The organism is Haematospirillum sp. H4485 (genome assembly GCF_012102745.1).
In the GTDB taxonomy this organism is placed as follows: domain Bacteria; phylum Pseudomonadota; class Alphaproteobacteria; order Rhodospirillales; family Rhodospirillaceae; genus Haematospirillum.
The window spans coordinates 52,650-78,592 of the sequence record NZ_JAAVSY010000002.1; the positions used below are offsets into that span (position 1 = coordinate 52,650).

At 56.7% G+C, this 25,943-nt stretch carries 24 protein-coding genes and 4 tRNA genes; 13 read left to right on the forward strand and 15 right to left on the reverse strand.

Annotation, left to right across the window (positions count from 1 at the left end):
* Positions 1 to 396: 396 nt before the first annotated feature.
* The 5 genes from HEQ61_RS02800 to infA all read right to left on the reverse strand — a co-directional run bounded on the left by HEQ61_RS02800 (position 397) and on the right by infA (position 2,999).
* Positions 397 to 472: transfer RNA gene (locus HEQ61_RS02800), tRNA-Phe, on the reverse strand.
* Positions 473 to 563: 91 nt separating this feature from the next.
* Positions 564 to 812: a DNA gyrase inhibitor YacG gene (locus tag HEQ61_RS02805; RefSeq protein ID WP_168019608.1), complete on the reverse strand. Its 249-nt coding sequence runs from the start codon at positions 810 to 812 to the stop codon at positions 564 to 566.
* A complete protein-coding gene (locus tag HEQ61_RS02810) occupies positions 812 to 2,143 on the reverse strand; it encodes a ribonuclease E/G (RefSeq protein WP_168019610.1) in 1,332 nt (443 codons plus the stop codon). The genes HEQ61_RS02805 and HEQ61_RS02810 overlap by 1 nt, the downstream gene beginning before the upstream one ends.
* Positions 2,144 to 2,148: 5 nt before the next feature.
* Positions 2,149 to 2,727, reverse strand: a complete 579-nt coding sequence (locus HEQ61_RS02815) for a Maf family protein (RefSeq protein ID WP_245183091.1) — start codon at positions 2,725 to 2,727, stop codon at positions 2,149 to 2,151.
* A gap of 53 nt (positions 2,728 to 2,780) precedes the next feature.
* Positions 2,781 to 2,999, reverse strand: coding sequence for a translation initiation factor IF-1 (infA, locus tag HEQ61_RS02820; protein WP_066135009.1), 219 nt, complete (start codon positions 2,997 to 2,999; stop codon positions 2,781 to 2,783).
* A gap of 323 nt (positions 3,000 to 3,322) precedes the next feature.
* On the opposite strand from infA, the gene HEQ61_RS02825 reads away from it, so the two are divergent.
* Both HEQ61_RS02825 and HEQ61_RS02830 read left to right on the forward strand, forming a co-directional pair.
* Positions 3,323 to 5,176 carry an ATP-binding protein gene (locus HEQ61_RS02825; protein ID WP_168019614.1) on the forward strand — a complete coding sequence of 618 codons (1,854 nt, stop codon included), beginning with the start codon at positions 3,323 to 3,325 and terminating at the stop codon, positions 5,174 to 5,176.
* The gene (locus HEQ61_RS02830) at positions 5,173 to 6,759 is read left to right on the forward strand and encodes an HD domain-containing phosphohydrolase (RefSeq protein ID WP_168019616.1); all 1,587 of its coding nucleotides are present in this window, start codon (positions 5,173 to 5,175) and stop codon (positions 6,757 to 6,759) included. Before HEQ61_RS02825 ends, HEQ61_RS02830 begins: the two co-directional genes overlap by 4 nt.
* Here the strand turns inward: HEQ61_RS02830 and HEQ61_RS02835 are convergent.
* The 6 genes from HEQ61_RS02835 to HEQ61_RS02860 form a co-directional block, all read right to left on the reverse strand.
* Positions 6,756 to 7,208 carry a low molecular weight phosphatase family protein gene (locus HEQ61_RS02835; RefSeq protein ID WP_168019618.1) on the reverse strand — a complete coding sequence of 151 codons (453 nt, stop codon included), beginning with the start codon at positions 7,206 to 7,208 and terminating at the stop codon, positions 6,756 to 6,758. The genes HEQ61_RS02830 and HEQ61_RS02835 overlap by 4 nt on opposite strands.
* Before the next feature lie 3 nt (positions 7,209 to 7,211).
* Positions 7,212 to 7,736: a UPF0262 family protein gene (locus HEQ61_RS02840; RefSeq protein WP_168019619.1), complete on the reverse strand. Its 525-nt coding sequence runs from the start codon at positions 7,734 to 7,736 to the stop codon at positions 7,212 to 7,214.
* A 164-nt stretch (positions 7,737 to 7,900) separates the two neighbouring features.
* A complete protein-coding gene (locus HEQ61_RS02845) occupies positions 7,901 to 8,179 on the reverse strand; it encodes a hypothetical protein (protein WP_168019621.1) in 279 nt (92 codons plus the stop codon).
* Positions 8,180 to 8,349: 170 nt separating this feature from the next.
* Positions 8,350 to 9,651 (reverse strand): UDP-N-acetylglucosamine 1-carboxyvinyltransferase, encoded by a 1,302-nt coding sequence (gene murA / locus HEQ61_RS02850; protein ID WP_168019815.1) that lies wholly within the window; start codon positions 9,649 to 9,651, stop codon positions 8,350 to 8,352.
* Between the two features lie 62 nt (positions 9,652 to 9,713).
* Positions 9,714 to 10,268 (reverse strand): dCTP deaminase, encoded by a 555-nt coding sequence (gene dcd, locus HEQ61_RS02855; RefSeq protein ID WP_066134997.1) that lies wholly within the window; start codon positions 10,266 to 10,268, stop codon positions 9,714 to 9,716.
* 133 nt (positions 10,269 to 10,401) lie between these two features.
* A complete protein-coding gene (locus HEQ61_RS02860; protein ID WP_168019623.1) occupies positions 10,402 to 10,602 on the reverse strand; it encodes a hypothetical protein in 201 nt (66 codons plus the stop codon).
* Between the two features lie 215 nt (positions 10,603 to 10,817).
* On the opposite strand from HEQ61_RS02860, the gene HEQ61_RS02865 reads away from it, so the two are divergent.
* Both HEQ61_RS02865 and HEQ61_RS02870 read left to right on the forward strand, forming a co-directional pair.
* Positions 10,818 to 10,892: transfer RNA gene (locus HEQ61_RS02865), tRNA-Thr, on the forward strand.
* Positions 10,893 to 11,687: 795 nt separating this feature from the next.
* Positions 11,688 to 12,842: a hypothetical protein gene (locus HEQ61_RS02870; protein ID WP_168019625.1), complete on the forward strand. Its 1,155-nt coding sequence runs from the start codon at positions 11,688 to 11,690 to the stop codon at positions 12,840 to 12,842.
* A 114-nt stretch (positions 12,843 to 12,956) separates the two neighbouring features.
* On the opposite strand, the gene HEQ61_RS02875 is transcribed toward HEQ61_RS02870, so the two are convergent.
* Complete coding sequence (locus HEQ61_RS02875; RefSeq protein WP_066134887.1) at positions 12,957 to 13,151, reverse strand: hypothetical protein; 195 nt, start codon at positions 13,149 to 13,151, stop codon at positions 12,957 to 12,959.
* 154 nt (positions 13,152 to 13,305) lie between these two features.
* Positions 13,306 to 14,577 carry a dicarboxylate/amino acid:cation symporter gene (locus HEQ61_RS02880; RefSeq protein WP_168019627.1) on the reverse strand — a complete coding sequence of 424 codons (1,272 nt, stop codon included), beginning with the start codon at positions 14,575 to 14,577 and terminating at the stop codon, positions 13,306 to 13,308.
* 202 nt (positions 14,578 to 14,779) lie between these two features.
* On the opposite strand from HEQ61_RS02880, the gene HEQ61_RS02885 reads away from it, so the two are divergent.
* Positions 14,780 to 14,856: transfer RNA gene (locus tag HEQ61_RS02885), tRNA-Asp, on the forward strand.
* A gap of 144 nt (positions 14,857 to 15,000) precedes the next feature.
* A tRNA-Asp gene (locus HEQ61_RS02890) sits at positions 15,001 to 15,077 on the forward strand.
* A 68-nt stretch (positions 15,078 to 15,145) separates the two neighbouring features.
* Here HEQ61_RS02890 and HEQ61_RS02895 read toward each other — a convergent pair.
* Complete coding sequence (locus HEQ61_RS02895) at positions 15,146 to 16,612, reverse strand: multicopper oxidase family protein (RefSeq protein WP_168019629.1); 1,467 nt, start codon at positions 16,610 to 16,612, stop codon at positions 15,146 to 15,148.
* A 179-nt stretch (positions 16,613 to 16,791) separates the two neighbouring features.
* Between HEQ61_RS02895 and HEQ61_RS02900 the strand changes: the two genes are divergently transcribed.
* The 5 genes from HEQ61_RS02900 to HEQ61_RS02920 all read left to right on the forward strand — a co-directional run bounded on the left by HEQ61_RS02900 (position 16,792) and on the right by HEQ61_RS02920 (position 23,070).
* Positions 16,792 to 18,069, forward strand: coding sequence for an imelysin family protein (locus tag HEQ61_RS02900; protein WP_168019631.1), 1,278 nt, complete (start codon positions 16,792 to 16,794; stop codon positions 18,067 to 18,069).
* A 115-nt stretch (positions 18,070 to 18,184) separates the two neighbouring features.
* Complete coding sequence (locus HEQ61_RS02905) at positions 18,185 to 19,609, forward strand: di-heme oxidoredictase family protein (RefSeq protein ID WP_168019633.1); 1,425 nt, start codon at positions 18,185 to 18,187, stop codon at positions 19,607 to 19,609.
* A gap of 27 nt (positions 19,610 to 19,636) precedes the next feature.
* Positions 19,637 to 20,698: an imelysin family protein gene (locus HEQ61_RS02910; protein ID WP_168019635.1), complete on the forward strand. Its 1,062-nt coding sequence runs from the start codon at positions 19,637 to 19,639 to the stop codon at positions 20,696 to 20,698.
* Positions 20,699 to 20,703: 5 nt separating this feature from the next.
* On the forward strand, positions 20,704 to 21,843 hold the full coding sequence (locus HEQ61_RS02915; RefSeq protein ID WP_168019637.1) for a DUF1513 domain-containing protein: 1,140 nt from the start codon (positions 20,704 to 20,706) through the stop codon (positions 21,841 to 21,843).
* 39 nt (positions 21,844 to 21,882) lie between these two features.
* Entirely contained in the window at positions 21,883 to 23,070 is a 1,188-nt protein-coding gene (locus HEQ61_RS02920) for an NAD(P)/FAD-dependent oxidoreductase (RefSeq protein WP_168019638.1), read from the forward strand.
* 26 nt (positions 23,071 to 23,096) lie between these two features.
* Here HEQ61_RS02920 and HEQ61_RS02925 read toward each other — a convergent pair whose 3' ends face one another.
* Positions 23,097 to 24,095: a hypothetical protein gene (locus HEQ61_RS02925; RefSeq protein ID WP_168019639.1), complete on the reverse strand. Its 999-nt coding sequence runs from the start codon at positions 24,093 to 24,095 to the stop codon at positions 23,097 to 23,099.
* A 403-nt stretch (positions 24,096 to 24,498) separates the two neighbouring features.
* On the opposite strand from HEQ61_RS02925, the gene HEQ61_RS02935 reads away from it, so the two are divergent.
* Together HEQ61_RS02935 and pseI are read left to right on the forward strand one after the other, a co-directional pair.
* The gene (locus tag HEQ61_RS02935; RefSeq protein WP_168019641.1) at positions 24,499 to 24,807 is read left to right on the forward strand and encodes a formyltransferase family protein; all 309 of its coding nucleotides are present in this window, start codon (positions 24,499 to 24,501) and stop codon (positions 24,805 to 24,807) included.
* 50 nt (positions 24,808 to 24,857) lie between these two features.
* Positions 24,858 to 25,904 (forward strand): pseudaminic acid synthase, encoded by a 1,047-nt coding sequence (pseI, locus tag HEQ61_RS02940; RefSeq protein ID WP_209315623.1) that lies wholly within the window; start codon positions 24,858 to 24,860, stop codon positions 25,902 to 25,904.
* Positions 25,905 to 25,943: the final 39 nt, after the last annotated feature.

Here is a 25,943-nt window from a genome sequence, read left to right on the forward strand (position 1 = left end):
AATACGGGAAATGAGCACGTCTGCAGCGGATGAAGAGTGATAACAGACTCACCCTGTCCTCGCCTGATTTTCAGGTTCACAGCGCCAGTGGACCCACCAATTTTTTCCGTCAGGAATTCATTGCCCTTTTTTTCACCCGGGACAGCCTGCCCATCCAGCCCCAAAAGGATGCCACCAATCTTCAAGACCGCCAGATGTGCCGCCCCCAACAATGGTATGCAACCCTTCCTCTACCTCTTTTTCATGAAAAGAGTGACACGAAGCCCATATGATCCAACAAGATAATATGCGCTGACAGGCACATGCCCCACGCTGCAAGCGGGATCGACAAGAACGTGCGTTATCGGCAAGATTAATGAAAAGCCCCTGAAACCGTTTTGGTTTCAGGGGCTATAATGGTGCCCAGAGGCGGGATCGAACCACCGACACTGCGATTTTCAGTCGCATGCTCTACCAACTGAGCTATCTGGGCCCTTTAAACACGAACCAGTTTTCTTCTTAAGACAACAAGTGCGTCGGGAGCACGCTTATAGGAAATTAACCTGTTCCTGTCCAGCCTGTTTTCACAATTCATTTTCTTTTTTATCGTCAGGCGAACCACCTGTATCTCCTGCCTGCTCTGGCGCATCCAGCACAGGAACACGGTAGCTTTCGCTCATCCAGCGATGCAAATCAACATCAGCACAACGCTTGGAACAGAAAGGCCGATAACGCGGATCAACAGGCTTCTTGCACTCAGGGCAACAAGCTGCCGACACACGAACAGGTTCGACACACGCAACAGGCCGTGAGTCATCAGAGGAACTGGACATTATGTAACCTCGTAACGGCTGGCTGGGTAAGAAGGAACAATCTCCAAGCCAACAGGAGAGCCCGCCTTGCGCCCGGCCTCTTCCAAGGCCGGAGCAAGGCGCCCTGTCAACAAGGCATGAATAACGGGGGATACCCTGAGAGAAACACGCGCAGCCCGGGTTGAACGTAGCACGTCAAGAGCGGCACGCAGACTGTCCAGCGCACTGGTTTCAGGCAGGATGTCCGCATCCCCCTCCTGCGCGGAGGAGAGCATGATTTCCCCAAGGGGAGTCCGGGTCCGGTCGCGACGAATTTCCACAAGTCCCAGCCCCGAAACACCCAGTACCGTTGAGGGAACGCAATCCGCAGACAAAGCGTCGGCCAGCGCCCGGGCCAAGGCTTTCTTGGCAGGGCGGGCCCCACCGCGCTGCGGGGCAATAAAATCAACAACGATCATCCCGGCCAGGGCACGCAACCGAACATGCCGCGCGATCGCGGCAACAGCACGGGCATTGACCTCGTCTGGATCATCCCCGCCTGAGTCAACATCAATGGCTGTCAGCGCCGCTGTTGGCTCAATCCACAAACATCCCTTGGCCCCGAGAGGAACACTCCGCGCAAGTGCACTCCCGAGGACAGCATCATAATCAACCGTCGACAACAAGGACCCTGGACCATCCCAGAGACGCACAGCAAAGCCAGCAGAACGCACCTTCAGAAGAAGGTCGGCATCATCACACACAACGTCCTCAACCTGCCGGCCTGACAACGCAACAGACAAGGGCAAAGGACAATCCGCACCGCCCGCCAAAACAGCCTGGTAGCGTGCTCTCAGGGTATCAAGCTCCCGGATCAGGGCATCTGCCTGCATGGAGCAGGCTTCGGGACGCACGACAAGCCCCTCCCCGGCACAGAGGACGGGCAAAAGGCACGCCTGCAGCTGCTCCCTTTGCCCAGGGTCACGAAGACCAGAAGAAAACGTAAGCCCCGGACGGGACGGTGTCAGAACAAGACCATGCCCGGCAATCGACATATCCAAACCAAGTCGCGCACCCTTTCCCCGTCGGGGTTCGTGCACAACCTGCACCGGAATCCGGGTTCCTTCAGGTAACGGGGTGCGACCGGGGCCACCCTTTACAGGCAAGAACCCCGGATCCTCCGCCCCGATATCAACCAGAACAGCTTGGCAGGCTGGCAAGGACTGAATCACAAGACCTGGGACGACAGACCCGACCACCGGACGGCAGTCACGGAAAAGGTGAATCTCAACCACGGACCCACCCTCGACAAGAGCAACCCGGGTTTCCCCCGAACTACGACTGACCAAGGCCACACGTCCGGATGCTGCCATCAGCCTTACCCCCGGCGAAAGCCCAAGCCAGCCAGAAGACAATCTGTCTCGCGCAAGGGCAGCCCCACAACATTGGACCAAGACCCATGCAAGCCTTTCACAAAGACCTCGGCCATGCCCTGGATAGCATAACCCCCCGCCTTCCCGTCCCATTCGCCGGAATCGATATACTGTTGCACACGGTCAGGTGAAAGAACTGCAAAACCAACGACAGTCTGGACAACACGCAAGGCCAGACGGCCATCGGGGGCTACCACACAGACGCCGGTGTAGACGCGGTGACGACGGCCGGACAACAGGGACAGACAACGACGCGCCGTATCCGCATCTTCTGCTTTTGGCAGAATGCGCGCCCCGCACGCCACAACCGTATCCGCAGCAAGCACAAAGGCCCCGTGATGGCGCGGCGCAACAGCTTCGGCCTTGGCACGGGCCAAACGAAGGGCATACGGCCGGGGCCCTTCTTGCTTCAGGGGAGTTTCGTCGATTTCAGCGGGATCAACAGCCGCAGGCACCAAGCCAATACGGGACAAAAGATCAAGGCGACGAGGAGACGCAGAGGCCAGAACAAGGTGCGATGGCATGCACGACCTATCCATGCCAGACACCGGCCGCTCTTCCTGCAAAACCGGCATGCCTATTTGAAGCGGAACGTAATACGACCTTTATCGAGGTCGTAGGGGGTCATTTCGACCGTAACGCGGTCACCCTTCAGGACACGGATTCTGTTCTTCCGCATACGCCCGGATGTGTGGGCGATAATCTCGTGATCGTTATCAAGCTTCACACGAAACATGGCGTTAGACAGCAGCTCTGTGACTTCTCCCATAAACTCGAGGGAATCTTCCTTGGACATTCTTGCTCCTGATTTGGCACGTGCCAGTAAAACTGCATCACATAAATGTTAAAAAGCCGCCGCGCGGTCAAGCTCTTTGACCACGGGACCGGCACGAATGTATCCGGGACACACAACACACCGCACCACAACACAGGGGCATTGGGCCTGAATGGCTCCATAGAACCCCGAATATGGCCTTTCGTCCACACTTTTTACCAATTCCTGCTTTTGCCCATACTGAAAGAACCTTCCGGGCGTTATTTGCCTGATACAAAACAGAACCGCATAGTGAACCAGACCATGTGCACGCATGGTCTTGTCCGGCAGGGTGCGTGTTCCTGATGGCTGTTCCAGATCGGTCCTCCAGAGCTGTTGCAGAGCCATTGCGGCGCATGATGAACGCAATGCAGGTTGTGCCGCGCCACTCGTCCATCTCCAATGGCTCTTTCGTGGAAGCCGCCCGCAGTATGACCGAGCTGGCCGTAACATCACTGGAAGTAGAACAGGCCGGCATATGGCTTTATAACGAAATCCGCAGTGAATTGATATGTCAGGACATTTACGCGCCGATGGAAGAGGGCCATGGCCGCTGCGCTCCTTTTCAGGTCTCCCTGCTTCCCGACTATATCCATGATCTGGACCGACAGCGGTTAACGATCCTGACCATGCCCGAACACCGTGCCCCCCTGTCCGTTATGATTCAGGCCGGTGCCATCTCGGCACAAAGCCAAGCCCATCTCGGGGCCCATATCTACTCCAACGGTCGAGTTATCGGGCTTTTTGGCATGACGACCGAAACGCCAAGACCAACCTGGAGTGCAGAGGAGCGTGCTTTTGCCACCTATCTCTGCGATGTTCTTGGCACCGTATGGCAAGCAAAGCTGCGGCGCGAAGCAGAAGAAGAGCTGCGGCTTCTTAACGAATCCCTGGAACGTCAGATCGAGGAACGCACACACCAGATCCAGGTGCAAAGCGCCCTGATGGAGGCTGTTCTCAATAACATCAGTCGTGGCGTTGGGTGTTTTGATGCGGATAACCAGCTGGCACTGTGTAACCCTCAATTCCTGAAGATCCTTGGTCTGCCCGCGCGGTGCAGCACCGTTGGCACGCCCCTGCTCTCCATTACACAAAGTGGAAAAAGCGGGCAGGACTTGGCCCCCCTTCCACAAGCCGTAAAGGATGAAAAAGGCCGTTACGTTCCCTTCAGTCTAGCCCTGCAACGACATAACGGCCATATCGTGGAGCTTGAAGGTATTCCAATGCCGCATGATATCGGCGGCACGGTGATCACATGCACCGACATGACCAAACGCATACAGGTTGAGATCGAGATCAGGGACGCCCACCATGCCGCCCAGACAGCCAACACAGCCCTGCGCAAGAGCCTAGAAGACCTGCAACGCACCCAGAAAGAACTGGTTGAATCTGAGAAGCTTGCATCCCTTGGCAGCCTGGTCAGCGGCATTGCCCATGAAATCAACACCCCTGTTGGCGTTGGGTTGACCGCAGCCTCGCTTCTGGATGAGTCCATCAGCGAGCTGGAAGCCTGCTATGAGCGCGAGGATCTGGACTCCGAGACCTTCGAAAACTTCATGAGTGGCGCAAAAGAAACCATCCGGATGGTTCTGGGAAACATCGAACGCGCTGCCGAACTGGTACGATCCTTCAAGAATATTGCCACCAACAGCTCCAGCGAAGAAATCCGCAAGATCAATCTGAAGCAGCATATCAAGGATGTTGTTGTCAGCCTGACGCCGCGAATCCGCCAGTCCGGGGTTCGCGTGGAAACGGATATTCCTGATGACATCACCCTGTCCACCCATCCGGGGCCATTGGGGCAGGTTATGACCAATCTGGTTATGAACGCCCTGACCCATGCCTTTCCCGAAAAGAAAGATGGCAACACAGTGTGGATTGCGGCCCGCCAGGGAACACCGGGAACCGGCATGACAGAGATCACCGTGTCGGATAACGGCACCGGCGTCAGCCCTGAACACCTGTCCCGCTTGACCGAACCTTTCTTTACGACAAAGCGCGGCAGCGGTGGAACCGGGCTGGGCCTGCATATTGTCTACAACATTGTGACCGGAGCTCTGGGAGGGCAAATGCACTACAGCAGCCCACCCGGAGAGGGACTGTCTTTCAGGATTGTCCTGCCGTCCCTGACCCCTCACGAGGAGGGCCATGTATCATGAGCGGAAAATCCCCCATGCTCAGCCCCAAGTCCCCGCGAAAAAAGAAGAAGCAAGGGGCAGACGAGGTTGCATCCACCGTTGCAAACGGCTGGCCGGTTCTGATTGTCGATGACGAGCCCGAGGTGCATCGCGTTACGGAACTGGCCTTGGCCGGATTCCGGTTCGCAGACCGCCCCCTTGAAATCATCAACGCCATGTCCGCAGCCGAGGCACGCAAAATACTCGAGTTGCGCAGCGATATCGCCGTTATCCTGCTGGATGTCGTGATGGAGACGGAGCACGCCGGCCTGGACTTGGCTCAATGGATACGGAACGGACTGGGCAATACCGATGTCCGGATTGTGCTACGCACCGGACAGCCGGGACAAGCACCGGAACGGGAGGTTATCACCACCTACGACATCAATGACTACAAGGAAAAAACCGAGCTGACAGCCCGCAAGCTGCATACCCTGTTTTTTTCCTGTCTACGGTCCTGGAGAGATATCAAGACCCTGGAGGCAACACAGCGCGGACTTGACCTGATCCTGAACGGAGCCGGATCTCTGTTTTCCTATCAGCCGGCCAACCGGTTTGCAGAAACCGCACTGCACCTGTTTCATGATCTTCTGCATCTACATGAGACAACAACTGAATCCCCCATGCACGGGCTGGTGTTAAGCGTTCAACGCCGCACAGGGAAAACTGCCATCATGGCAGGGGCGGGACGTTACAGTCCACCCCTGACCGGTCGGCTGGAAGACCTTCGCCCGGACCTGCCTGATGACCTGAAACGCCTGGAAAGCAAGATCCCGGAGAACGGTCATTTCGCCATGGATGGGACCATGGCACTGGCCAGTTTCCGCAGCTCGGTCGAGATCAAGAATATCCTGATGCTGGACGGCGTTGATGCCACGTCCATTCCCCAGCGACCCGTTCTTGATATCTTTTGCCGGACCATGGCCTATGCCATGGACAACTACAACTTGATCGATCTTGTGGAGCGTACCCAGAAAGAGGTTGTCCAACGCCTGGGAGAAGCCGTGGAAACCCGGGCCATGGAAAGCAGCCAGCATGTGCGGCGTGTAGCGGAATACTCCTGGATTCTGGCACTGGCAGCAGGCATGCCGCGCCGGGATGCACAGGTTCTGCTGGCAGCCTCTCCGTTACATGATGTCGGCAAGATCGGCATTCCGGATGCCATCTTGAACAAACCCGGCAAGTTGACCGATGAAGAGTGGGAAGTCATGAAAACCCACGCCATTATTGGCGAGGACATGCTGATCCAGTCTGACCTGGAAATTCTGAAATGCGCCGCCATTATCGCCGGCGGGCACCACGAACGCTGGGATGGGACAGGATATCCAAGACGCCTGTCCGGGAAGATCATTCCCCTGCCCGCCCGCATTACGGCTATCGCCGATGTGTTCGACAGCCTTGCCAGTGACAGCGTGTACAAGAAGGCGTGGCCACTCGAACGTATTCTACAATACTTCGAGGAGAGTTCGGGAACCCAGTTTGATCCATCCCTGGTCCGTATTCTTTTCGAGAAGCTGCCGGACCTTCTGGAAGCCCGCGATCGATACCGCGACGATATTTTCTAGACGCTGCCCGTGCTCTCGGGAGGGGGGCCAAACCGGTCCCGGATCCGCTTGATCAGCTCGTCACGCACCTGACGGTATGCATCCAGCCTTACCTCCCGCGATCCTTCAACGACAGAAGGATCGAACGTGTGCCAGAACTCGACATCACACGCCACCGTGCGGGTCAGCTCAACGGCCTTGTGTTGCGCTTCGGGCGACAGGGAAATCACCAGGTCAAAGCTGTCATCATCCAAGTCATCAAACGTCTTGGGGCTATGGCGCGACACGTCAATACCAATTTCGGCCATAACAGCAACCGCGAAGCCATCCAGCTGGCCACAACGAACGCCGGCTGAATCAACGTAGATTTTTTTTCCATACAGATGACGCAGGATGGCTGCCGCCATGGGAGAACGAATGGAGTTCATCGTGCAGACGAACAAGACAGCCGATGGATCGCTCCGCTCCACCCCTCAACTCCGCGCGTGCAGGACGCAGACCAAGGTGAACAAGCGGCGGGCCGTATCCAGGTCAATATCAATACCGGCATCGGAAAGCTGCTGGCGCAACATCGATGCTCCCTCGTTGTGGAGGCTCCGTCGCCCTGCATCAACCGCTTCGATACGCGACGGTGCAGCCGTACGGATAGCCCCGTAGTAGCTGTCGCAAACCATGAAATATTCCCGGATCACAGCCCGGAATCCTTTCAGGGACAGAAAAAACGTTTCAATTGGTACATCGCCTTCCGTCCGGACATCAAAATATAGTTTCTCTCCTTCAACGAAAAGGTGAAGACTGTACGGACCTTCATTCCCCGCACCCGACACACGGAACGTGTTGTCCTCGATCAGATCATAAATGGCGACCCGCCGCTCATGCTCGACCTCCGGCCTGCGGCTGCGAACGATTTTCTCATCCAGATAAACAGAGACAATCCTGTTCTTGTCCACAGCAAGAACCGCCGGTGTCTTCACACCGTCATTTCCTGACCCCGGCATCAAGAGGCACAGCTCCCGGACAGGGTCAAATACCGTCCTGTATGAAACAATCGGCAAGCCATAGTCTCTCCCAAGAACTGCCCGCAATGAAGGTGCCGGCCCGGCAAGGTTTGCCGCACCACAACATCTTGTCAAGGCAGCACATGGAAAAGACTGCGAAAGTTCTACCGGAACCGTACGTAGTACGAGATACCAAAGAACCCGAGACCCAAGGCGATGATCGCAACCAGAACAACCAGAACAATGGTCTGCAGGGCAGAAACAACAGCCCCGCCGCCGCTGTTTATGGCCGCGTTCAACTGATCCATACGTTCCTGGATAGGCTTCTGCATCGCCTTTTTCTTGCCAGGCGGCAAGGCGTTATACATCTCCTGCAGACGCTTCAATTCCTGGATATTCTCTGCACGAGACCCCAGCTTGGGCTTGGACTTGGGCTTGGCCATTAACCCCTCATCTCACCCGGCCCCGCGCCACGCGGATGCCACACACCGGCCTTTGCCGCTGCCCGACTATAGCACGCACTCCCGGGCAATAAAGGGGGGCGGGCCTTTCTGAAGCCGTGGTCTTTCCCGGTGGACGAGAATAAGACCACAGCACAACACACAGTAAAGAATCAGCCACGTAAACGCTCTATATTGGCACCGCAGGCGGCAAGCTTGGCTTCCAGACGCTCGTAACCGCGGTCAAGGTGGTAAATACGGTTCACAATGGTCTCCCCTTCAGCAGCCAGACCGGCCAGAACAAGGGAAACAGAGGCCCTGAGGTCCGTGGCCATCACCGGGGCACCGGAAAGACGGGGCATACCGCGCACAATGGCAGAAGCCCCGTGTACATTTATTCTGGCCCCCATGCGGCACAGCTCCGGCACATGCATGAACCGGTTCTCGAAAATTGTCTCGGTAATCATTGACGCCCCGTTGGCCGTTGCCATCAGGGCCATGAACTGGGCCTGCATATCGGTGGGGAAGCCGGGATAGGGCTCGGTCATCAGATCAATGCCCCGTATCTCGGCACCATCAGCGCGGATACGAACCCCACGCGAGGTTTCAATCACCTCAACGCCACATTCGTTCAGGGCAGAAAAGACTGCGCCCAAGGCTGCAGAATTGGCACCGACCAGCTCCACATCACCACGTGTAATGGCCGCCGCAATAGCATACGTCCCGGTTTCAATGCGATCGGGCAAAACCGAATATTCTGTCCCGTGCAGGGACGACACGCCCTCGACCCGCAAGCAATTGGAGCCAATCCCGGAAATACTGGCACCCATCAGGGTCAAGCAATTGGCCAGATCCGCAATTTCCGGCTCCTGGGCCGCGTTCATGATCACAGTCTCGCCCTCGGCCAGGCAGGCTGCCATCAAGGCATTCTCTGTTCCGCCAACGGTGACGGCAGGAAACATGATGGTGCCGCCGCGCAAACGGCCATTCAGATCATCACGGATACGGGCGTTGATATATCCCTCGTCCAGCGAAATCTCAGCCCCGAGTGCTTCCATGGCCTTCAGATGCAGATCCACGGGCCTGGTTCCGATGGAACATCCTCCGGGCAATGAAACACGACATGCACCAAAACGCGCCAGCAACGGCCCCAGAACCAGAACGCTGGCCCGCATTTTCCGAACAAGGTCATAGGGTGCCGTCAGGCTGGTTATATCGGCAGCCTGCAACTCCAGCACACGGCCTGATGCACTGCCGACACCGCCCTCACCCCCGTTCAGGTGCATACTGGTTCCGTGCTGGGCCAGCAGGTGCGCCATGGTGGTGATATCCGCCAGATGCGGCAGGTTGGTCAGACGCAAGGTCTCCTCGGTCAGGAGTGCCGCCGCCATCAGGGGCAAGGCTGCATTCTTCGCGCCACCGATCGGGATCGTTCCGCGCAGGGGCGTTCCCCCGACGATGCGGATGCGATCCATCCCTCCGCGCTGCTCCTGCCGGGGGCGCTCTACCGTCAGGCTGTCCGCTGCCGGGCGCTCTATCACAGCCGGGGCAGTGTCACGCCCTTCTGGCCCATGTACTTGCCCTTGCGGTCGCCATAGGAAGTTTCGCATTCGGGATTCCCCTTCAGGAAGATAAACTGACAAGCTCCCTCGTTGGCATATATGCGTGCAGGCAAGGGAGTGGTATTGGAAAATTCAAGCGTCACGTGGCCTTCCCATTCGGGTTCCAGAGGCGTGACGTTGACGATGATTCCGCATCGGGCATACGTTGACTTGCCAAGACAGATCACCAGCGTGTCACGTGGAATACGAAAGTATTCGACCGTACGGGCCAAGGCAAAGCTGTTGGGGGGAATAACGCAGACATCTGTCTTGCGGTTCACAAAGCTCTTGTCCGAAAATTCCTTTGGATCAACAACGGCGGAATCAACATTGGTGAAAATCTTGAACTCGTCGGCAACCCGGGCATCGTACCCATACGAAGAGACGCCGTAGGAAATCACGCCATCCCGTTCCAGACGGTCGGTAAAAGGCTCGATCATGCCGCGGTTGCGGGCCATTTCACGAATCCAAGTATCAGGCATGACGGCCATGGGGAACAGTCTCCATCATTTGGAACCGGGGTGTTGCCCTGTGACACAACGGGGCGGAAACGGCACCTTGTAGCGCAGCACGCGCCAGACCACAACGGCGTGTTTTTGGTTTCAGGCCCGTTTTACGGGCATATCATCCGGTTTCATCCCGGGGCACGGCAGATGCTGACGGGCATGTCCCTGAATCATCATCGGAAATGGCGCGCGATCGGGTCTGCTGCTTGCGTCGCAACAGGTTCTCCCGCAGGGCCATGGCCAGACGATCCTGGCGACGATCTTTCGACGGTCGGGATCCACCGCCCTTCTCTTCCGAAACAACCGGAGTATCTGTCATCAGATAATTGCCTGTACAAAACAATCGCACATGATCCCGCTGCCAACAGGCCGGAACGCTGGCACTGTGCGATGATCAGGTCATCACCGTCAACCCACTGGCCCACATTTTTATGCTTGCATGGGTCGATACGCTGTGCCATAAACCCGCCCACCCTGCGGGGTGCCCGAAAAGGCCTTGTCACAAGGCAACTTGGGCTGACAATTCAAGTCTTTGCTGCTGTAGCTCAGGGGTAGAGCACTCCCTTGGTAAGGGAGAGGTCGAGAGTTCAAATCTCTCCAGCAGCACCAGCCGGAACCCCTAGGAAAACCTGGGGGTTTTGTTTTTCCCGGACACACTGCCAGACAGTCTCGTATTGCACGCTTACCCCGTGCCTGCATGCCCCTTAATCAGGGCCGGCAAACCATGCCGCAGATACCACACATAGAACATCTCAAGATTATTTGCTTTTATGATTGAACTATCTTAGGGTGATAAGCGTCGGCAGGGTTCAAAAACCTGTCGATAGAGGCCCAAAAACCTCGTACATACCAAGAGCAGGCAGTCGCCCATATTGCGCGGCGACTGTCTGTACGGTGACGGACTGATTCCTCGCGGTCCGTGCACGTGTCTCATGGCGGGAGGGCGGCGAATAGAAAACCCGCAAGGGGAATAAGCCCGCCCGGTACCTCTGACTCTTGGCAGTGTTATTGGGTTTTGGCCTCCCGCCACCACGTGTGTTGTGGTGGCCGGCGTCTTCGTGCGCTGAACCGGGGACCCGGTGTGGCTTCCCCCCAATGGCCATCCCGTCCGGCTTCCTTGCTCCCCGCCGGGCAGGGGCATCGGGTCCCCGGTTTTTTATACGGCCCCCTCCCAGACATTCCCATAGCAACACAAGAATTCACGTTCGCACTTCCCCATAAACGCGTTACATAACAATGTACTACACGGTTCGCGCGAGATAATGCCGATAACATCTCATTAAATTCAGCAGAAAGTTGACCGCTCTATAAACAACCCTGTATTCAGAAAACAGGGAATATAACCTGTGCGTTTTCAGAAAGCGCAACGAATAAGCCTTTAATAAAATTCAGAGGGTGCCAAACATGTCCGTATTCACCGTATTCTTTTGCGGCACCGCCTCAACAAGATACGATGCCCACAATCCCAACTACCCTAACGGAGAACTGGTCGCAACGCTGGCTCACAACTGCCTTGGCAGGGAATTTGCGGACTGGGTGATCATTGACGGGCCGGGAAGCGGAAACCTTCAGGAAGACCAGCTCTGGGAAGAACCCGGTGGTTACTACAGCGTAAAGGGGACCCTTTTTGGTGCGGGGTGGGAAGAGAATGTGGCGCATGCCCTTGCCCTGACAAAAGGAAAAGCCAACTGGAAGCGTCAGCAACTGACCGAGCAGGAATACAACATCCTGAAAAATGCCGACATTCCCATACAGGATGCAAAAGCGATAGGCTCCTTTTTCTGGAGACAGTACGACTATGGCAAACGCATCGTCACCCCCCAGGACCTCCAGGAACAGATCATACGCATGTTCCGAAAAGGACAGCGGATTCCCGAGCAGGTCAATCTGGTGGGATGGAGCCGGGGTGGCATCAGCTGTCACATGATGGCCAACGCCATGGCGGGTGATCCTGAACTCAAGCATATTCCCGTCAACATCTTCGCTATTGATCCCGTACCGGGGCCAGCAAACTTCCAGAAGCACCGGACAGGAATTGGCGCCAACGTCAGGGAATATGTTGCTTTCTACGCCCGGGATGAACGTTCAAAGGGCTTTGCCTGCGTCATTCCAGAGAACACAGCCCACACACGCATGCATATTTTCCCCATGGCAGGCAGACATGCCACCTTGGTTGGAAACGGAGCCATCGACGGCGATGTGGGAAGGCAACGGTGTCTGGAACCCGGCATCATTGTACGCCATGTTGCGGAAACGTGCCTGACCCGATGGGGTGTTTCGCTATCCAACAAGCTTCTGTTGACAAACAGGAAACTGGAGGATGCATACGCAGCCCTGTCAGCAGACGAGGACCTGTACGTACAAATGCAGGCCAGCGTGTACACCATTCAGGAAAGCATTGGCGAGAACAAGGACCGCTACGTCTCTCACGGGAACAAAGGGATCGCCTTCCACGATGTGCATGGCAACGCGTTCTACACAACCGATGGACTGTCTGCCCGCATCGGGCCTGATAACGTTATCCCGCTTCTTGAGCAACAGCCTGCCCATGCCGGATAAAGTCTGCGCATCACCACTTGGTCTGCAAGGAAGATGCCCGGCAACAGGTCGTTGACCATACGTTGAGGTCATATATCACAGGGGGACAGGGCCAAGCACCTGTCCCCTTTCTGATTAATGCCGTACCCCGGTATCGTGATCTGCAGGTACATCACACCCGGCACGGGCCAAGGCATCCAGAACAGAAACACGGGCGGCCCCGACAAGCAAAGCCGGCTCGCAATCCCCCCAACAGCGCAGCATCTCGACTTCCAGCTCTTCCAGTGCCGTCAGGATTTCTCTTCTTTTGGTTTCTTGCTGATGGTCCATGAGGCAACTTCTCCTGAAAAGTGAGAATGCTGAAAAATGCAGGGATTACGTTAGCATTTCACCCATATAGTTCTTTTTGTGTCCAGCCGTACACAAAATTAGCAACACACTAGCGTGCCATCTCATGGCCTTTGTCCTCGGCCCCCGTGTCCGGTTATAACGCAGTGTCATCCGGCGCCACATCATCTTCCACCAAGGCAGAGCACCCATACCTTTCGTCATCCAGAAGGACTTTTTCAGAACGGGCAACAAGCACAGGCACCAAAGCCTGACCGGTTACATTTGTAGCTGTACGCATCATGTCAACAACACGGTCAACGGCAACAATATACCCGATGGCCTCCAGCGGCAGACCAACGGCACCCAAGGTCAGAGTCAGCATAACAATCGATGGCCCCGGAACACCCGCTGTCGCCAAGGACCCCACCACACCAATAACAAAGACAGTCAACAAGGCGCCAGCCGACAGATCGACCCCCGTGTACTGGGCGATAAACAGGGTAGCAATGGCAGGAAAGATGGCCCCGCACCCATCCATTTTCATGGATGCCCCAAGGGGGACGGCAAAACTGGCATAATCCTGCGCCACACCCAGACGCCGCGTTGTGCAAGACAAGGTCAGGGGCAAACTGGCAAAGCTGGACGCAGTCACAAACGCAACCTGCATGGCCGGAGCCACACCACGAAAAAACTTTCGCGGATCAAGGCCGTGCAGGGACAAAAGTCCGCCATACACAACGAACAGGTGGAACAGGCAAGCCACATACAGGGCAAGGATATAGTGCCCCAAGGGCAGAAGTGATTCTGCCCCTGATGTCCCCACTACCCAGGCAATCAGGCCAAATGTTCCGATCGGTGTCAGTTGCAGGACCAGACGAACAATCTGCATGACCGCCTCATTGGCCTGTGCCACGCATGAACGCAGCAAAGCAGCCTTCTCCCCCAGTACGGCAAGGCTGCCCCCGAAAAGGAGCGATACAAACAAGACCTGCAACACATGACCTTCAGCCATGGCTTGAAAAGGATTGGACGGCACAACAGACAACAGCACATCGACCGGCCCCGGAATAACGGGGGTACGGGCTTCACCAACCGCCAGCTGTCCGATACCAATCCCGGGCTCCAGCAACAGGCCGGTTGCGATGCCGACCGCAGAGGCCAAGGCTGCTGTCAGAATAAAGTACAGAACCGTTTTTACCCCCAGACGCAGGGCACCACCAATGCTCCCCAATCCAGCAACGCTGGAAACGATGCTGGTCAACAGCAAGGGAACCACCAGCATCCTGATCAGGGTAATGTACACATCCCCAATCGGCTTGAACCAGACCGCCGCTTGCGGACCGGCCATATAGCCAGCAATTCCGCCCGCAACAAAGCCCGCAACCACCTTCTTCCACAAAGCAACCCGCATCCACGCTGACAACACAGGCTTCTCCTTACCTCTGAACGACCCTTCCGTTGAAGATAGGGCGCGACCCTGAATTATACAAATTTTTTGGGCTAAATTTTTTATTTAACATAGTTTTACCGCTAAATAAGCCGCGTCCGCCTGGCGGCCCCGCTCGCACCCGCACCTATTTTTCTCTTGCGCCGTGCATCGTCCCCCTATATAAACCGCGCTCTCGATTGCGGGTGTAGCTCAGTTGGTTAGAGTGCCGGCCTGTCACGCCGGAGGTCGCGGGTTCGAGCCCCGTCACTCGCGCCATCGAGATCATGAAAGACCGACCATTCCTGTGGTCGGTCTTTTGGTGTAATATCCGGGATTATCTCTCCCGAACTATCTGCCAAAACACAAAAAAAGCTTGCCTGACCCGGTTCACATGGCTATAAAGCACCCGCACATCACAGCGCGGGTGTAGCTCAGTTGGTTAGAGTGCCGGCCTGTCACGCCGGAGGTCGCGGGTTCGAGCCCCGTCACTCGCGCCATAAACAAAAGCCCTGAACCATGGTTCGGGGCTTTTTGCTATGCCAGAAACCCCACTATCCATAGAACATCAGGCATCAACCCGGATCGTGCCCATCATACCAAAGGCCTGATGCTCGATGATATGGCAATGCACCATCCAGTCCCCGGGATTGTCGGCGACCAAAGCCACCCGCATACGCTCCTTGGGCAACAAAAGCGCGGTATCCGTAAAATGACCGGTACGGATAGACCGGCGGCTCGATGACAGCAGAGAAAAAGCCAGACCATGAATATGGATAGGGTGGAGGTGGGGCGTAAAGTTGTTCAGCTCCAGAATGTAACTGCGGCCTTGCTTCAGCACAGCCAACGGCGTTCCACCACCACACACCGCAGCGCGCACTTCGGGGAAACTTTGCCCAGGCAGGACCGGCAACACCATTCCATCCCTTTCTTCAGGATACCGCTCTACCCAGGCCCGCTTGTTGATCGACCACAGGGCATCCTCTGCTCCACCTTCTCCAAGACCGGCGTTGAAATCCATGCGTATAACCTCTGCTCGATCAACAGAAGGCATGGACACAGGGTTGGGTGGAAGCGGAACAATTCCGGACAAGGCACGGCGGCGCGACATCCCCTGTGATACAAGGCGCATCATAACCCAAGGCGTGCTGGATGATACGTTGTGCAGCTCGAACACCTCCCCCGGGTTGTCGGGCATGCGTACCACCACATCCATCCTCATACCGGGTCCCAGAAGCTCACGCTGCAAGGGCTCGGGAGCCACAAGCGGATGACCATCCACAGCAACCAGAATAGCTGGCGCCCCCTTCCCGACCACCTTGAAAACACGGGTCAGGTCAGCGTTACACAGACGCAAGCGCACAAGGCTACCCGAAGGTACCTGGTAATGCGGTTCCCGCTCCCAGTTTACCGTATGCCACCCCCCGAATGTACCGGCCCGTCCCGCTGCCTCGGGATCAGAGACGGGCAGCCATGCACCCTTCTCGTCACGGCGCCAGTCCCGAATCAGCAGGGGAATATCGGCATCATAACCGGGGTCATCGGCCTCCCGGACAACCAGAATACCGGCCAAACCGGCCCCAATCTGGTCAAGGCTTGCATAATGGGGGTGATACCAGTATGTCCCAGCATCCGGGGGAGCAAAACGATAGTGAAATGCCTCACCTCTTGCGACCGGATTCTGGGTCAGGAACGGAACGCCATCCATGGCAATGGGCAAACGAATGCCATGCCAGTGAACCGTTGTTGGCCGGGCCATGGCATTGTGGAAATGAACAGACAGAGTATCTCCTTGGCGTACATCCAGCACAGGAGGCAAAGCAGCCGGAGCAGCCGGCGTCCGGGCATAGGACAGGACCGGAACAGGCTCTCCCCCCCCGGGGGTACCCGGCGCCTCTATGGCATACAGAACTTCATCACCTGATGCCGGAATGGCACGGTACAACAGACCAGCACCAACAAGACCGGCACCAACCGCACCAGCCCCAAGAAACGAACGACGGGATAACCCCGCTTTTTCCTTACTTTCCGACACATAACACTCCCGCCACGAAACCAAGGATAAAATACTAACTTGTTTGCCCGCTGATGATAGTAATTATTATTGACACATGAAAGCACAAAGCGTAGCAGACCATTAAACAGTGCGGGCGTCACCGCATTGCGCAAACCCACCCGGATATTCCCGCACGGGACAGAGGGGATCAGATCACGATGAGAGCATTTCTTGCCACAGCAACATTCCTGACCGCCACAGCGCTGACAGCCGCAGCCCCCACGCTGGCTGCAAGCAAGGCACAGGAAAAGGACGTGGTGTCCACCTATATCACACTTGCCCATGCCAAGTTCGAAGATGCAGAACAAACAGCCCGGGTTCTGCAGAAAGCGGTTGATGCGCTGGTTGCCCACCCCGACGAGAACACGCTGTCTGCCGCTCGCAAGGCTTGGATCGAAGCACGCGTTCCCTATATGCAAACCGAAGTCTATCGTTTCGGGAACCCTGCCGTTGATGACTGGGAAGGGCGGGTAAACGCCTGGCCTCTTGACGAGGGGCTGATCGATTACGTTGATACAGCCAGCTATGGCGAACACTCTGACGAGAACGCCTGGTTCCGCGCCAATGTCATTGCCAATCCGGTACTGGAGATCGGCGGGCAGACCATTGATGCCACCGTCATCAACAAGGATCTTCTGCAGAAACTGCACGAAATTGACGAGATAGAGGCCAATGTGGCGACCGGTTACCACGCAGTGGAATTCCTGCTGTGGGGACAGGACCGCAACGGAACCGGCCCCGGCGCTGGCGACCGCAAAGCCACAGACTTTGACCTGAAAGCCTGCACCAATGGCAACTGCGACCGTCGTGCGGCCTATCTGAAAGCAGCAACAGATCTTCTGGTTGAGGATCTGGCCGAAATGACTGGCGCATGGGACAAGAACGGTGCCATTGCCAAGGATCTGTTGGCTTCGGAACCCAAGAAAGCCCTGACGGCCATGCTGACCGGGATGGGAAGCCTGTCCTATGGTGAACTGGCAGGGGAACGGATGAAGCTGGGCCTCATGCTGCATGATCCGGAAGAAGAGCATGATTGCTTCTCTGACAACACCCATGCCTCGCACTATTATAATGCCGTTGGAATCCGCAGCATCTACAGCGGATCATACACACGCCCCGACGGGCGCACTGTGTCGGGCAAAGGCATGAAGATCCTGCTGCCACAAGTGGAACGCAAGGAACTGGGTGCAGCCTTGGACAAGACCGTGGCAAAAATGCAGGTGCTGATGGATATGGCAGCCAAAGGCACAGCCTATGACCAGATGCTGGGCGAAAATAACCCCACCGGAAACAAGGTCGTTCAGGATGCGGTTGACTCTTTGGTCGCCCAGACCCGCTCTATCGAGCGCGCCACGGCTGCCCTGGGCCTTGGTACCCTGGAGCTGGAAGGATCGGACAGCTTGGATGCTCCTGAAAAAGTCAGTGGCAACAGCTGATCATCCTTGATCAAAAACCGGGCCGGGTGGATGCTTCTGCACCGTCCGGCCCGTGTTGTTTGAGACCCAATGTTTCTCACAACAATTGTCCTTACCCCGTCAAAGCGATGTCTTGATGCCCCGCCGTTTGTATTCCCTGTTGACTGCCTTGGCCCTGCCTTTCCTTTGTACCGGATCAGCCCTGGCGACAGAACCGCGGCCTGACCAAGGCGAACAGACATCACTTGATCGGCGGGCTTTTTCCCGCTTTCTGCCCGGCCTTTCCGCTGACGAGAAAATGGGTGCTGCCGTTGGAAACGGCTTCTTCAAGCGGCTCTGGGTCAGCTCTCCCTCCTCGACCCAGGCATCAGATGGTCTGGGTCCCTTGTTCAATGCCCGGGCCTGTTCTGGATGCCACGTCCGCAATGGACGCGGGCGCCCACCCGATCCAGACAACGGATACGAACACAGCCCATCCTTCTTCCTGCGCCTGAGTATTCCTCCCCAGACCGCACAAGACGAGCACGACATACAAAGCGGCCATCTCAGCGTTATTGGCGACCCGACGTATGGCACCCAGTTGCAAAGTGCCGCCGTTCCAGGACTGAAAGCTGAGGGACGCGTTGGCGTAACATGGACCGAGGAAACCGTAACACTGGCCGGAGGAGAAAGCGTTTCCCTGCGCCGCCCGACCTGGTCTGCCCGGGACCTTGCCTACGGCCCCCTGTCCCCGCAGATCATGATCTCGCCGCGCATGACCCCGCAGCTTCCGGGGCTGGGCCTGCTGGAGGCTGTTCCCGATACAACCCTGCTGAACCTTGCCGATCCGGATGACCGGGACAATGACGGGATATCCGGGCGTATCAACCGGGTATGGAGCGCACGTGAACACGCCATCCGCATTGGTCGTTTTGGCTGGAAAGCCGGCCAACCCACCCTGGATGACCAGAACCAGAGTGCCTTCAACAGTGACATTGGCCTGTCCACACCCCTGTTCCCGCAGGCCCATGGCGACTGTACCGCAGCACAACCATCCTGCCTTGCCGCGCCCCATGGCAACAGTGCGCAGTTTGACAATCTGGAGGCCCCCAAGGCTGTTACGGACTCTGTCCTGTTGTTTGTTCGTGCCCTTGCACCTCCATCCCGGCGTAACCGCACAGATCCTGCCGTGATGGCAGGCGAACAGCTCTTCACACAAGTTGGCTGTAGCGGATGTCATCGCCCGCACCTGCGCACAGGCCCCTCGCCATACCCGTGGCTGGCGCACCAGGACATTGCCCCGTTCACGGATCTGCTGCTGCACGACATGGGCGATGATCTGGCCGACCTCCGCCCGGAAGCGCTGGCCAGCGGTCATGAATGGCGCACCCCGCCACTGTGGGGCCTTGGCATGACCAAAGCCGTATCGGGCACAGAAACCTATCTGCATGATGGGCGCGCCAGAACCCTGACCGAGGCTGTGCTGTGGCACGGCGGCGAAGCACGGCAGGCACGTGAAGCCTTCCGTGAACTTCCGGCCAAGGACCGGGCAGCCCTTCTGGACTTTCTCAGGTCCCTGTAACACCAGGATCATGGATACCGACCCGACATGACTGCACGCCTTGCCCTGACCACCCTGCTCCTGGTCACGCTCCTGCCTGTGAGCGGACGTGCCGCTGACAGCCTGCGCCTGACAGCCGAGGCTGTTGACACCGTTATCCTTCCCGCTTTCCAGGCATTTGCCGAGGCAACCGCAGCCCTTGACCGCACACTGGACCACAGCTGTCCAGAACAGGACAGCAAGGCCGCCTTTGCCACTGCATTCTTGGCCTGGCAAGGCGTGCAACATGTTCGTATCGGCCCATCACAGACAGAAAACCGCCACTACCGTATCCAGTTCTGGCCTGACCCGAAGAACCTGGGTGCACGGCACATGTCCACGCTGCTGTCGGCACCGGATACAGCCCTGACACCGGAATCCCTGTCCCGGGCCAGCATTGCGGTACAGGGGTTCCCGGCACTGGAACGCCTGCTCTGGAGGCCTGACCCTCTGACTGCACATGAATGCCGGGTTGCCCAAGCGATTGGACAAAACCTGTCATCCATGGCCCAGGCTATCAGAGCGGAATGGACAGAGCCAGACGGCGGATTTCGGGCAATACTTCTGAGGCCGGGTGACAATAACACCCTGTTCCGCAACCCGGCTGAGTCCTTGCGAGCCATACACGGGACACTGTCCACCCTTCTGCAGGCTGCGCAGGACATGAAACTGGGCAGCCCGATGGGATCCAATCCGACAAAAGCACGCCCGGAACGAGGCGAAGCATGGCGGGCGGACTTGCCGCTACAGGCGCTTCTCGCCAATCTTGATGCAGCCCTTCAGCTTTACCAAGGCCGCGCAGGAAAAGATGGAGGACTGCGCGCCGGAGTTCTGGAGTATGAAGACAGCGAAATCGTTGATATCAGCATCCTGCACGGGCTGACCGAAGCCCGCCGCCTGACGGCAGAACTGGCAACACGTCCCTGGAAAAATGTTCTTGCCGATCCTGCGGGCTACAGAACCTTGATGCTGATCCGGGCCAATATCGGTACCGCCCGCAGCATGGTGGAAACGGAAATGGCCGGCATGCTGGGGCTGGGCATTGGTTTTAATGCCTTGGATGGAGACTGACCCCCGTGGATGATCAGAACACCCCCCTTATATTATCCAGACGCTCCCTTCTGTTGGGCGGCATGGGGGCCTTGGCAGCAGGCATGATCCTCCCCGCCACGCCAACACGGGCAGCCATCCATGGAACGGGAAATACTCTTCTCAGCTCTGCAAGAGACAACAGCGGACGCGATCATGCCGTGGCATGGTCCGAAGATTTTGGCATCGTATGGAAGACCCCCCTGCCCGGGCGTGCCCACGGTCCCGCCGTATCACCGGATGGAACCCGAGCTTTTTTGCCGGCACGCCGCCCGGGAAACTGGGCCACGGCGCTGAACCTTACAGAGGGTACCATAGCCGCATCTGTAGAATGCCAACCCGGAAGACACTTCTTCGGGCATGCTGTGTATACAGCCGATGGCCGCCATATCCTGACAACCGAAAACGCTTTTGATCACGGCGAAGGCCGGATCGGCATTCGGGATGCCCACAGCTATGCCTGGATCGGCGAGTTCCCCAGCTTTGGAACCGAGCCTCATGAACTGGCCTGGATGCCTGATCAGCGGACACTGGTTGTTGCCAATGGCGGCATCCTGACCAGCCCTGAATCCGGACGAGCCAAGCTGAACCTGGGTGTGACCGAACCCTCCCTGACCTATATCGACAGCAAGACCGGCACCCTTCTGGAAAAGCGAACCCTGCCGGCGGCACTGCGGGCCGTCAGCCTGCGCCATTTGGCCGTTGCCCCTGATGGAACCGTTATCGTGGCCTGCCAGTACCAAGGGGCGGCGACAGACCGTGTACCCCTTGTTCTCCTGCACAGGCGTGGACGCGACCCTGTTTTTCCGGCTCTTCCCGATGCCGTCGTCACTGGCCTGCGGCAGTATTGCGGCAGTGCCCTGTTTTCGCCGGACGGGGCCTATTACGTTGTCACCAGCCCGGTAGGGGGCATTGCCATCCTGGGCACAACAAACACCCCCGGAACTGTTCGAACAATCCAGCTGCCTGATGTCTGCGGTGCCGCCGTGCTGAACGGAAACCTGATTTTGACCAACGGCTTTGGCCAGATCATGGGCGGGTCGTTTGATGACTTTGACCCCGAACCCCGATCAGAGCCCCTGAAATGGGACAACCACGCCATCGCCTTTTCCAGCCCGTACACCTGAACACTTGCCGTTGGCAACAGTCCCGGCTAGAACCCGCTCATGGAAACTGACATCGTTATCATCGGGGCAGGCGCCGCAGGTTTAATGTGCGCCATGACGGCTGCCCGCCGGGGCCGCCGGGTTCTTGTTCTGGAACATAATGACCGTCCGGGGCGGAAAATCCTGATTTCCGGCGGGGGAAAATGTAACTTTACCAACCGGAATGCCGGCCCTGAATGCTATGTGTCCCATAATCCCCACTTTGCCCGCTCGGCACTGAAGCGATACACGCCGCAAGACTTTCTTGATCTTCTGGCAACCCACGGCATCCCTTGGCACGAACGGGACCACGGACAGCTGTTCTGTGATCACTCTGCCGCTGATATCGTCAATGTTCTGGTTGAAGAGGCTGTAGCAGCAGGGTCCACTATCCAGTGTGGCGTCTCTGCCGGTCATGTTGTCCCGACCGGGGAGGAAGACCGGCGCTGGCTGGTGGAAACATCCGCCGGCCCTGTTCGCTGCCAGTCGGTTGTGCTTGCAACGGGCGGCCTTTCCATTCCAAAGATCGGAGCCAGCAATTTCACCCTGCGCGTGGCAGGGCAACTGGGCATCCCGGTTCTTGATCCCTATCCGGGTCTGGTGCCTTTGGTCTTTGGAGAAGACGATCTGGCGTTTATGCGCCCCCTGACCGGCATCGCCCTGGACGCCACCGCAACCTGTGGCAAGACCCGTTTCCGCGAAGCCCTTCTCTTCACGCACCGCGGCTTGTCCGGACCGGTTATCCTGCAGATTTCCTCCTTCTGGAAACAGGGTGACGCAGTACGTATCAACCTGTGCCCCGACAGGGATATACCGGCATGGCTGGCTGAACGCCGCGACAGCCGCCCAAAGGCACGCCTGCATACGGTTGTCAGCGAGATCCTGCCCAACAGGCTGGCGCAAAGCCTGTGCGAACGCGCCGGCATGCCCGACACCGTGATCGGGCAAACCGGCAACAAGACCTTGTCTATCCTGGCCGACCAGATCCAGGCTTGGACCGTCTACCCGACCGGGACCGAGGGATACCGAACCGCCGAGGTCATGGTGGGAGGTGTTGATACCAACGCCCTGTCTTCCCGGACCATGGAAGTCAAAACCAAACCCGGCCTGTACATCATCGGTGAGGCCGTCGATGTCACAGGCTGGCTTGGCGGCTATAACTTCCAGTGGGCCTGGGCCAGCGGTCATGCCTGTGGCGAATGTGCCTGAGACACAGGCTGCCAGATAACCCCTTGTTATGACCGCTGCAAAGGTGGCAGAAACGCGCAGACGCGAACGGGCACCAACCCGATAACCGCGCTGCGACTGCTGTGCCAGAAGGCAGACAACAGCAAAAGAGCAGCACCAATCCCGGCACTGGAAAAGGCAAACCCAAGGCTGACCGCATCGCCGTGATCAAACAGAGATGCAAACACATAAACAACGTATCCAAGAGCGGATACCATCAGCGCACGGCGGTCAACAAGAAGGGATATCAGGGCCAATACGGCATACAACCCCATGACCAGAACAACACTCTCCAAGCCAACGCTCTCCTCTCGCACCCCCAGGAAGCTGAACACCGGGTGCACCAGCAAGGGAGCCGCCAGAAGGTGCAACCAGAAAGCAACGTCCGAGCGACGGGTCTGACGGCGAATATCGGAACTATCCCAGCGCATTGCCAGGAAAAACACAGCCAAACCACAGACAAAAAGAACAAGGTTATCGTAGGCATCCAGACCGGGAAGGAGACTGTCCAGAACAGTTACGCTCGTCAGGACAAGACCGGCAACACCAGCCGCCACCGTGACCGGCACACGGAAACGGATCCAATGCAGGGCCGCAGCCAAGGCCGCAACAAGTCCTGCAATGCTTGCATCGGCACCACGGTCATACAGGGCGGCAAAGGCACACCCGCCCGAGCCCACGACAAACGCACCAAGCAACGCGATCGATGGCAAAGCCATGCGGCGCTTGCGGGTAAAAAACTCCGCCAGAAACCAAGAGACCACAGCAACAAGTGCCGGTCCGGCCCATGGTTGGAACGAAAACCCGATCCAGGCACAAGCCCCAAGCAGCAAGCCACAGGCAATAACCACAAAGATATCATTGAAGCCACTGATCAGACGGAAATGCTCTTCATCCACAGCCAGCGTATTGCTACGCTGCTCCATATACTCACGAAAAGCCGCAACCACACCGGCAGACAAGATGCCGTCCGTTACGGCTCCGTCAAGATCATCATCCGTATACATTCAGCATAAACCCTTACGATATCATCCAGTGACGCATGCCTCACATAAGAAAGTGGCACAGGCATGACCTTGTATATCATTCATAATGGGGGGATTATTTACAGTCAGAATAGCCCACACCCATCGAGAACAGTATAAACATGCAACCAAAGATTATGACGCGCATGACAGCCCCAAAGAAAAGAGCCTTGTTCCAAGGCTATACAAGAGAAAAGACATCATTGATCGAAGAATTAGAGAAGGCAAATCGCGCCGCTTGGCTGCGCCGACGGTCATATTGAATACACTAGATGTTTTGACGTTGTCATAAGCTTCGGATACAGGCACATTCTCAAAAAGTTGGTCATCGAGAGCGCAAACACCCCTATCATAAACCTACATACCTCATATCTTCCCTGGAATCGTGGCGCTCCATCCTAACTTTTGGTCTTTCTTTGACTGCACACCAAGCGGCGTATCCATTCATTTGGTTGACGAAGGAATTGATACAGGCCCTATTCTCTACCAACGTTACGTAAACTTTACCAAAGAACAAAAGACATTTTCCCAAACATACAGGCAGCTCATTGTGGAGATTGAAAGCCTTTTTAAAGAAAACATCCGTGAAATCATACATGGTACCTATGAAGCTACCCCACAGCGAAGAAAAGGCTCTTGCCACAAAGCGGCAGACCTGCCACCGCAGTTTCGTGGGTGGGATTCCAATATCTAGGGAGAAATCACAAGGCTGGTTTCTTTAATGATCAACAGGGGTTGATAGTAATGCTTATCATATCAGGCCGGGAAGTATCGGAGCATCACCCCCCGTATGTCATTGCCGAGATTTCTGCAAACCACAACGGCTCGCTCGAACGTGCCAAGCTATCTATCGAAATGGCCGCAAAATCGGGGGCAAACGCCGTCAAGATACAAACTTATAACGCCGATACGATGACGATCGACTGCAACAAAGATGATTTTATCGTAAAGGGTGGCTTATGGAACGGATACAAGCTGTACGACCTTTATCGCGAAGCCCACACCCCCTATGAGTGGCACCAGGAACTCTTCCGCTTTGCCCGTGAAATTGGGATTACGTTGTTCTCGACACCCTTTGATGAAACTGCCGTTGACTTGTTGGAATCCCTGAATACACCGGCTTATAAAATAGCATCCTTTGAATTGACTGATTTGCCCCTGATCAGCTACGTGGCAAAAAAGAAGAAACCCATGCTGATGTCTACCGGAATGGCCAGTGAGGGGGAAATAGCGGAAGCCCTGGAATGCGCCCGAAGTCATGGGTGTGATTCCATTCTTCTATTCCACTGCATCAGCAGCTATCCCGCACCTGTCGAGCAAGCCAATATACGATCCATAACACAGCTGAAGAAGACGTTTGGTGTAACCGTTGGCTTATCCGACCATACGATCGGCAATATTGCGGCAACGGCTTCTGTTGCCTTGGGCGCTTCTGCCATTGAAAAACACTTTACCATCAGCAGGGCAGACAAAGGCCCTGACAGCGCGTTCTCAATAGAACCGAACGAACTGGAGAAGCTTGTAGGGGACGTCAACGAAACCTGGTCGGCCTTGGGAAAAGACGAACTTGTCAGGCCCAAGGCGGAGACCAACAGCAGGGTTTTCCGTCGATCGCTGTATTTTGTCAATGATCTCAAGGCAGGAACCCCCATAAAACCCTGCGACGTAAGAAGGATACGCCCCGGGTATGGGCTGCCGCCAAAGCATTACGATGAAATCATCGGAAAGATCACATCAAGAGATGTAGAACGTGGTCAGCCTGTCGGATGGGATGACATACAAAAACATTAAACGAACCCTCATGCCCAGCCACATCAATGACCTGACCGG